The sequence below is a fragment of the Flaviaestuariibacter flavus genome (assembly GCF_004337505.1).
GTDB classification, from domain to species: domain Bacteria; phylum Bacteroidota; class Bacteroidia; order Chitinophagales; family Chitinophagaceae; genus Flavisolibacter; species Flavisolibacter flavus.
In genome coordinates, this window is record NZ_SJZI01000029.1 from 1 (window position 1) to 1,996 (window position 1,996).

A 1,996-nucleotide genomic window follows, 5' to 3' on the forward strand; every position below is an offset into this window, starting at 1 on the left:
TCTATTGCGCTGACATCGAGTAGAAATTGAGACAGAGTCTAGGTCTGTGCATTTACCTGAAGTAACGACAGGTTGGCGAAATATGCTTTCCGCGAATTGTACTGATACTAGTTAAAAGCCAATTGCTTGGTCGCCTATCATTTTCCAAGTCTCAAATGTCATCTTTTCTAATTATTCTAGGCCGCTGACTCTTAGCAAATAAACCCCAGGGGATGACAATGCAAGATATCAATACAAGGACTAGGCCGACAAAAGGAATTTTATCCACCCCAACTCCTAAGTTTACATTGTGCATTACTGACAATAAAAGCATTGCCAGAAAATATTTGTTGAATCTCGCTGAAAAATAAGTCAGGGCTAATGCGACTATGAAAAAAATGTCTGCAATAACTAATGGAATGAAATACCTAATTCCGTCATAATTGAACTTGTCAGCGTAATACTTTAAAAGATCGCGCAGATATATGGCTCCCAAATAAATATTGCCCGATAAAAATATGATAGCTCCTGATATCCTAATCATTGCCTGACTTTGGGTATTGTTTTATTGTCGATGTTTCGCTTGATAACTTCTGGTTTGTCGTGGTCCACACTATGGGCGTCAGTTGTTGTTCCCTTATATTCTTTTGAAACATCAAGTTCAATGTTTTGGGTTTTATCATTCTTATAAACTCTCTCGTACTTTTCTCCATCAACTGCATTTGCTAGTTGTTTTTGTACTTTGTCCTGAGTGTTATAAATATGAATATGTGAATTTATTGCATCGCGCGCATGGATTGGGTTTTCTGCGCTTTTTTCATTGTTAACTGCAGGAGTAGCAACTGTTATAATATTGATCTTCACATCTGCGGCGTCAGCCTTGTCTAACGCTGCTCTTAACATTGGAGCCGCTTGAATCGCCACATTACCTCCATGACTGTGAGCGATGAGAGTAATATCTTCTCCTTCTTTTCGATTGGCCATAATATATTTTACTAGCTTTTTAGCTGCACGTCTCCTATCTTCAATATCATTGAATGGATTATTTCCATAACCTAGAAACCCTCCCCATTCAAAGGCCGTGTTTATCCACTTACTGTGTTGCAATCTAAATAACTGCTTCGTACCTTCCTTTAAACTACCATCATTATTACGCCATCTTTTGTTGTTACTCATTGTCCCATGAATGAAAAACGCTTCAAGCCCATCAAGATCGATAGCCTGAATTGGAGTATTGCTTGCAAATTGGAATGGCGTAAGCATAGGGTATTTTGTAGTCAAAGGGTCGACACTCAAAAAACGTCCTAATTGCGGTTTGTAAATGCGAAATCCATAGTCCTGAAGTTGTGTTTCAGGGTCATTCTCCTTCCCATTAAACCCGTATCTGTAGCCGCTTCCCGCCGTAAATAATCTTCCTGGCATTTGCATTCCAAATGGATAGTAATCCTGGGCACTCAAAACGTCGGCAATAAATCGGTCCGATTCACCGTCCCCGGAGGTGTCAACCCCGTATTTGCGGTCGGAGATCGTCACCAGCACGTTGCCCAAGTGGTTGGAAAGCTCGTAACGCTTCTCCCCTCTCAGGTAAGCAATGGCTCCCGGATCAAAGACAGCTTCTCCGGTACCCGTGGTCACCCCTACCCGCTCGCGGATACCGAGGCGGGACGAACCATAGAGGTGTTGCTCCTTCAGCAGTACCCGGTCGGAGGAGTCGCTGTAAACAGCCATCACATTGCCTTGGGCATCCCGTACATACCAGGTGGTTTTTGGCGTTCCCGCGCCGGGAATCACCGTTTTGGCAATGCGGTTGCCGGAGGCATCGTAACGATAGGTGATGGTGGTGTCGCCCCCCTTATGCACGGCCTTGATCTTGCCATAGACCGTCCACTCGATCCGGCGGATACCCTCCAGGGAGTCCTTCACCAGGTTTCCAATCGGGTCATAAGCGTAGTTAGCCACCGGCTGATCGTCGATGTCCTTGTCGTAATTTGTTGCCGGCACGTTATCGCGCACCCTT

The 1,996-nt window shown here is 44.3% G+C and carries 1 protein-coding gene; it reads right to left on the reverse strand.

Features of this window, described 5'->3' with window-relative positions; genetic code table 11:
* Positions 1 to 519: 519 nt before the first annotated feature.
* Positions 520 to 1,996: RHS repeat-associated core domain-containing protein (locus tag EPD60_RS07895; RefSeq protein WP_131448570.1), on the reverse strand; the 1,477-nt coding region annotated here is incomplete at its 5' end.